The 4,979-nt window shown below is 42.4% G+C and carries 3 protein-coding genes and 1 pseudogene; all 4 read left to right on the top strand.

Annotated features, from left to right (window positions below):
* A partial coding sequence (locus LC605_RS30905; RefSeq protein WP_229551226.1) for a hypothetical protein occupies positions 1 to 195 on the top strand: 195 nt, incomplete at its 5' end.
* Positions 177 to 947 (top strand): annotated as a pseudogene (locus LC605_RS30900) (dolichyl-phosphate-mannose--protein O-mannosyl transferase); the annotation flags it as partial. The gene LC605_RS30905 and the pseudogene LC605_RS30900, both read left to right, overlap by 19 nt.
* Before the next feature lie 285 nt (positions 948 to 1,232).
* Positions 1,233 to 1,988 (top strand): helix-turn-helix domain-containing protein, encoded by a 756-nt coding sequence (locus LC605_RS30895; protein ID WP_306426892.1) that lies wholly within the window; start codon positions 1,233 to 1,235, stop codon positions 1,986 to 1,988.
* A complete protein-coding gene (locus tag LC605_RS30890; protein WP_229551225.1) occupies positions 1,882 to 4,611 on the top strand; it encodes a peptidase domain-containing ABC transporter in 2,730 nt (909 codons plus the stop codon). Before LC605_RS30895 ends, LC605_RS30890 begins: the two co-directional genes overlap by 107 nt.
* Positions 4,612 to 4,979: the final 368 nt, after the last annotated feature.

Below are 4,979 nucleotides of genomic sequence, written 5' to 3'. Positions count from 1 at the left end.
ACTGTAAACTATTGCACTTGGGCATTGATGGCGCAACAAATCAATGTAGTTAACGCACAGTGGCAAGAAATTAACAGAGAATTATTTCGCTGTACGGGTGATGCGTTCTATGACGAACAACAATATCCCACTTATCGAAGGAATCAGGAGTTAGTACTTATTCTCCATCATCTCATACACCACTACAAAACTTAACTCAGATAAACATTTTTCAGATGCTGTTTTATCTAGGAATTATCCCAGCTTTTATCTACAGCATCATCTGGATTCCCCACCTTCAATTAGATAAAACATATGGATTTATTGCAGTACATCGGCAGATTTTGAAGTTTCACTTAGATTTAGGTGGCAATAGTGCTGACGTGCATCCTTACTGTGCTGCCTGGTACAAATGGCCGTTGATGACTCGACCAATGGCATATTATTATGAAACGGCTAAAAGTATCACTGAATCTTTACCTGTAATGGGGCCGCCTTTGCCTCCTGGTGCTGGACAAGTTATTTATGATGTCCATGCAATGGGCAATCCATTTTTGTCGTGGTTCGGTGTTGCTGCAATGTTGTTTTTAGTAGCAATGTTGGTGTCCAAAGTCGTAATTCCTTGGGTCGAGGAAAAGCGTTTTTCTTTTAGAGCAACTCTTAGTGTTGATACTTGGATTGCCCTGTATTTAGTAATAAATTATGCTGCTAACTTATTACCTTGGGTGAAAGTGACGAGATGCGTTTTCATCTACCACTATATGTGTGCAGTGGTGTTTGTATTTTTAGCGATCGCTTGGTTTGTTGATCAGTGTCTTCGCAGTTATTATCAACAACTGAGGGCGCTAGGTGTCACCATTACTTTTATCATTCTGGTTGCTTTTATTTTCTGGATGCCCATTTATTTAGGCTTACCCCTCTCCCCTAACGATTATAAGCTGCGAATGTGGTTCAACTCTTGGATTTAAGTCTTCACCAGTTAAGTACGTTGGTACGAAAAAAGTCAAGTATGTTACGAAACGTAAATAAGCTTAAAACCTTTGTAGGGAAGGGGCTGGGGGGGTTAGGTCTCATAATTGTAGTCTAAATACATGAAAACTGCTGTAATAAAAGGAAGTTTCTTGCATGAAATAAATAACAAAATGTGGTAATTATTACAAATACAAGGAAAGATTAGCTTTTGCGTATTTCTACTCATTTGTACTTAAATTAGGAGTAATTAGCAAATTATGCATCAATTCCTAGAGATTCCTATGTCTCAAAAACTAGTCAATTGTACGCCTATGTCCCACTGCCAAACTAAAATCGAAACAAAATATACAAGTGTGACTGACAGTAAGTATTTAACATCTTTTCAGAGGAAATTACTGTTAGAAAGTTTGGAACAAAGCTTACCTGAATCTTATCGACAACGTATTGAAATCATGTTGTTGGCAGATGAGGGAAAAACTCAAAGGTCAATTTGTCAAATTTTGGGGTGTTGTCCAGCAACAGCACGGTATTGGATGCACATAGCCCAGGCTGGGATGGCGCACCAATGGCAAGATTGTCCCATTGGTCGCCCGAAAGCAATAAATGACCAGTATTTAGAACGTTTGAAAGAATTGGTTAATAGCAGTCCCCGCGATTATGGCTATGTTTTTCGACGGTGGACAACAAACTGGTTGGGGAAACATCTGGCAAAAGAATTTGGGATTGAGGTGAGCGATCGCCATCTGAACCGACTGCTAAAACAGATGGGGTTATCCACACTACCAAAACCCAGTAATGCTGAACAAAGCAGCGCTGAACAGGCTCATAGTTCCAAAATTTTGATTAGTGACCTGAAATCGATAACTCTTCCCGATCATTCGGAATTGTTACTTGTTAACTTTGCAAAATTAGGAAAAGATGTAGACGTTTATGGCGCAAGATATATCCGCTCAGTTGCTTTCTCTGCAACAGTTCAACAATACTCTGGGTTATTCTCTTTCCACACAGGAATTTCAACACTGTCTTCAACAAGGTAAATTTATTAATCCCAGAGTCGGCAAATTCTGGCAAGGAGCTCATGTTCAACCAGGAATCTATATTGCGATCGCTGGTAAGGTCAGATTGCTAGATAGTACCGATGAGTTAATCGCCACTTTGGAAGCGGGAGACTCTTTTGGGGAATTTACCTTGTTTAAGAAGGGTGACTTTAAACCTTATGCAGCGAGGGCTTCAGTCAACTTGCAACTGTGCTTTGTTCCTGGTGAAGTGTTGTGGCCATTGATGGCTAAATATCCCCAAATTCGGGAGCATTTGTGGGCTAGGGCGCGATCGCGTAACCCCCAACAGGTGGACTCAGATAACGCCCCACTACTACCATCTGAGTTCAACCGACTGCATGAAACGAATATTTTGTCAACGCCAGCAGTAGAGTTACGCGAGAAAAAGATTAGCAAAGCTTATTTTCCCAACTCCACGCAGCGAGTCGGGCATTTATTACAGCGTGTGATTCGACGCTATCCGTATTTTGCCCAACAGAGTGGATCGGATTGCGGTGCAGCTTGTTTAGTAATGGTGTCTCGCTATTGGGGGAAAAACTTTAGTGTAAATCGCTTGCGGGATATAGCCAATGTTGACCGCAATGGCTCATCGCTGCGGGGGTTATCGGCGGCGGCGGAAAGTATTGGGTTTACCACACGACCGGTGAAAGCGAGTCTTGACCAATTGGCGAAGCAAAAATTACCTGCGATCGCTCACTGGGAAGGTAAACATTACATCGTTGTCTACCAAATTACTCCCAAACACGTCATTGTCGGCGACCCCGCCATTGGACAACGCACCTTCAGCCACGCCGAATTTAAAGCCAACTGGACTGGTTACGCACTGCTGCTGCAACCCACAGCCATGCTCAAGGACACCAAAGAGACTTCCACCCCCTTTTGGCAATTCTTTGAGTTGATGAAGCCTCACTCTTTGGTAATTCTGGAAGTGTTTGTCGCTTCGGTCTTTATTCAGATATTTGGACTTGTTACCCCTCTATTCACGCAGTTAATTTTAGACCGAGTGGTAGTGCAGCGTTCGGAATTAACCTTAACGGCGGTGGGGTTAGGGTTACTAATTTTTAGTTTATTCCGTGTAGCGATGACAGGGTTGCGGCAATATTTGTTAGACCACACAGCCAATAAGCTCGATTTAGCACTGATTGTGGGATTTATTCGCCATACGTTGCGGCTACCCTTGAGTTACTTTGAGTCGCGTTATGTGGGGGATATTATCTCTCGTGTCCAGGAAAACCGCAAAATTCAACGGTTCCTCTCCGGCGAGGCGTTGTCCATCCTCCTAGATTTACTCACTGTCGTTATCTATTTAGGATTGATGTTTTGGTACAGTTGGAAAATGGCGTTGCTGGTCTTGGTGATTGTACCGCCTTTTTTCCTGCTGGCATTGATTGCCACCCCTTTTTTACAAAAGATTTCTCGCGAAATCTTTAATGCTGTTGCTAAAGAAAGTAGCTATCTAATTGAAGCTCTTTCTGGTATACGAACAGTTAAATCCACGGCGGTGGAACAGACAGTGCGTTGGCATTGGGAAGAGTTATTAAGTAAGGAAATAAAAACTAACTTTTCCGGGCAAATTATCAGCAATCGTCTGCAAATATTTAGCAACACAATTGAAGCAGTGATCACTACCATCTTGCTGTGGTTTGGAGCATACCAAGTGATTCACAACCAGCTAACCATTGGGCAATTAGTAGCATTTAATATGTTGTTGGGAAATATTATTACACCCTTCCAACGATTAACAGTTTTGTGGAATCAATTGCAAGAAGTGGTGATTGCCGTCGAACGCATTAATGATGTGTTGGATACGGAACCAGAAGAGGATTTGCAGCAGCAGGTGCGGCAATCTTTACCAGCAATTCAAGGTAACATTCGCTTTGAAAACGTCACATTTCGCTATCACCCTGAAAGCGATATCAATGTTTTACAAAACCTCAGTTTTGAAGTACAAAGTGGGGAAATGGTTGCTTTGGTAGGACGCAGTGGTTCAGGTAAAACCACAATTTCTAAGCTGGTTTTGGGGTTATATCCCCCCACAGATGGCAAAGTTTTGATTGATGGGCAGGATATTACCAGCCTTTCCTTGCGTTCTCTACGCGAGCAGGTTGGGGTAGTTGACCAAGATACCTTTTTGTTTGGCGGAACCATTCGGGAAAATATTAGCTTGGCACATCCTGGGGCAACTTTAGCAGAGATTATTGAGGCAGCGCGATTGGCGGGTGCTGACGAGTTTATTAAAAATTTACCGATGGGTTATGAAAGCCAGATTGGTGAAGGAGGGGGGATGTTATCTGGAGGACAGCGCCAAAGAATTGCGATCGCTAAGGCGTTGTTAGGTAATCCCAAGCTGTTGATTTTGGATGAGGCTACTTCCCATCTAGATGCAGAATCAGAAAGGGTTATTCAGACCAATTTAAACACAATTCTTCAGGGTAGAACCACCTTAATAATCGCCCATCGCCTTTCAACAGTGCGGAATGCAAATTTGATTTTAGTGCTGGATAGAGGCGTGTTGATTGAGAGTGGGACTCACCAAGAGTTGATGGCCAAGCGGGGACATTATTATTATCTCAATCATCAGCAGTTAGATGTTGCAGGATGAAACAAGAAATTGAAGAAGAATTCCAGGGCCATTTCATTCTCATCTAGCCCGCCTCAGAATTAATTCTGAGTCTAATAGCAAAAGTCGTCTCAAGACGACTGAAAAAAGATTATAATCCAATCCGCTTAGGTTAAGCATTTCCTCCTTCTCCTTCTCTCTGTGTTCTCTGCGCCTCTGCGGTTCGTAAAAAAAAGATTAAGTGAACCGTATTGGATTATAGTCCGTTTTAACAGACTTCAGCTATGAGCCAGGAACTTCAGTTCCGGGTGGTTTATGTCTAGAATGAAATAGCCCTGCCCAATACTTGGTTACATTCAAAACACTATTATTTTCTCACAGTTAATTTAGGGCTACTGTATTCGTCAATA

It is taken from the genome of Nostoc sp. CHAB 5836 (assembly GCF_020829445.1).
Taxonomy (GTDB): Bacteria; Cyanobacteriota; Cyanobacteriia; order Cyanobacteriales; family Nostocaceae; genus Nostoc.
Note: the sequence above shows the minus strand (reverse complement) of the source record. Positions and strands in the feature narration are given on the sequence as shown.

Coding starts and splice junctions, on each gene's coding strand:
- LC605_RS30895 (WP_306426892.1), top strand. CDS start 1,233: ATGTCTCAAAAACTAGTCAATTGTACGCCTATGTCCCACTGCCAAACT.
- LC605_RS30890 (WP_229551225.1), top strand. CDS start 1,882: ATGGCGCAAGATATATCCGCTCAGTTGCTTTCTCTGCAACAGTTCAAC.